This is a genomic window from Falsochrobactrum ovis (genome assembly GCF_003259955.1).
Taxonomy (GTDB): domain Bacteria; phylum Pseudomonadota; class Alphaproteobacteria; order Rhizobiales; family Rhizobiaceae; genus Brucella; species Brucella ovis_A.
The window spans coordinates 1-1,810 of sequence record NZ_QLMK01000038.1 but is presented as its reverse complement, the minus strand read 5'-3'; the positions used below and the strand labels follow the sequence as shown (position 1 = coordinate 1,810).

Below are 1,810 nucleotides of genomic sequence, written 5' to 3'. Positions count from 1 at the left end.
TCTGGGGGCCGAACTTGGCGATCCAACGACGAACTGTCTCGTATGATACGTCAATTCCACGCTCAAGCAGCATTTCTTCAACTTCACGCAGACTAAGGTTGAACCGCAGATAAAGCCACACCGCATGAGCAATAATCTGTGGCGGAAAACGGTGACGCTTGAAGATGATATCTGATGTCTGCATCGCCAAAATTTACGCCCAACCCGTCAGGCAGGCAACTGTAGCCCAGTTAACGTGACAACACCGCCACGGGCCTTTCCGGTCAGAGAAACTTAACGTGACAACACCTTTTCAAGACATCCGGCGCGCCGTCTCTGTCCTGAATGCCCGCAGAATGGATCACGAGACCAACCATCAGGCCGAGAGTATCAACTACAACATGACGCTTACGGCCATTGATCTTCTTCCGCGCATCAAAACCTCGTATTCCGCCGCTTTCCGTGGTCGAAGCATGCCAGCCGCATGGGCAATCAAGTGGCACAAACTGTGTATAACCCGTGCCTTTCCCTTTTTCAAAAAATATTGATCGTTATAACCAATTCTGACTGGAATGACACGTATGCGTGAAGCTCGCTAATAGAGTTGAAGTGTGGGGCTACATGTCTTGGTTGCAGACACTGCCTAGCTGGGGCGAAGTACATGAAGTCGAAGATGGCGGGATTATGCGTGCTTTGACAGGCGCGAACCAAATCAGATTCACAACACCCGAACCATTCGCACTTATTCTCACAACACCACAGCCACGACGCGAGGTAGCCGTAGGCACTAATCGCACGACCGTTTTCGATGCACCTGCCGGTGGGATCGAACTCATTCCAGCTAGTACCGACATGTTTGCGCGCTGGCACGCACAAAAAGAGTGCATGCTAACTACGATAACTCCATGCAGACTCAAGCAATTGGCAGGTTTGGAGTTTGGCTGCGACGATATTGACTTGATTCCAACACAGCCAGGAACTACAGATCCCGTTTCGTCAGCAATCGCTAAGCTTATGCATCAGGAGTTTATCCGTCCTGAAGGACCGAGTGCGAATGCGATGGAACCCTTGAACGTCTTATTCTGGCTGCAGATGTTGCGCGCTCGCTCCTCCATTACTGTGCAGCAAAGATCGATGCGCCACCAGGGTGGTCTCCCTCCGCTAGTTGTGCGCAGAATCGAGGAGTTCATCGACACCAATATCAGTAGCTCTCTGGCCATAGACACGCTCGCAGTTATTGCCGGTTGCTCGCCGAGCCACCTCGTGCGAACGTTTCGGAAAACAAAAGGTATACCCCCGCATCAATTTATATTGCAGCGGCGTTTGGCGCACGCGAGACAAATGATCAAAGACAATCAACTTGAACTACGCACTATCGCGGCACTTTGTGGTTTCGCCAGCCAGAGCCATATGACATCTCTTATGAGAAAATATTGGGGAGTAACCCCTAAGCAGCTCCGTCCATAGCTTTTTACGCTTAGTCTCATTTGATTCGCGAGCATCAGACTGTTTTCGAGCCAGTGAAGAACACGGTCCCAGCGGACATGATACTGATCGCTTATGCCAGTAAATCTGTTCTTACTGTGGTGTTGTCACGTTAACTGGGCTACAGTTGCCTGCCTGACGGGTTGGGCGTAAATTTTGGCGATGCAGACATCAGATATCATCTTCAAGCGTCACCGTTTTCCGCCACAGATTATTGCTCATGCGGTGTGGCTTTATCTGCGGTTCAACCTTAGTCTGCGTGAAGTTGAAGAAATGCTGCTTGAGCGTGGAATTGACGTATCATACGAGACAGTTCGTCGTTGGATCGCCAAGTTCGGCCCCCAGA

General features: G+C 50.6%; 1 protein-coding gene and 3 pseudogenes. 2 read left to right on the top strand and 2 right to left on the bottom strand.

Annotated elements, in window-relative coordinates; all coding sequences use genetic code 11:
• Positions 1-184, bottom strand: a pseudogene (locus C7374_RS15805) (IS6 family transposase); the annotation flags it as partial.
• Positions 185-278: 94 nt separating this feature from the next.
• Positions 279-446 (bottom strand): annotated as a pseudogene (locus tag C7374_RS15800) (transposase); the annotation flags it as partial.
• Positions 447-663: 217 nt separating this feature from the next.
• On the opposite strand from C7374_RS15800, the gene C7374_RS15795 reads away from it, so the two are divergent.
• Together C7374_RS15795 and C7374_RS15790 are read left to right on the top strand one after the other, a co-directional pair.
• On the top strand, positions 664-1,446 hold the full coding sequence (locus C7374_RS15795) for a helix-turn-helix transcriptional regulator (RefSeq protein WP_210205165.1): 783 nt from the start codon (positions 664-666) through the stop codon (positions 1,444-1,446).
• Between the two features lie 180 nt (positions 1,447-1,626).
• Positions 1,627-1,810, top strand: a pseudogene (locus tag C7374_RS15790) (IS6 family transposase); the annotation flags it as partial.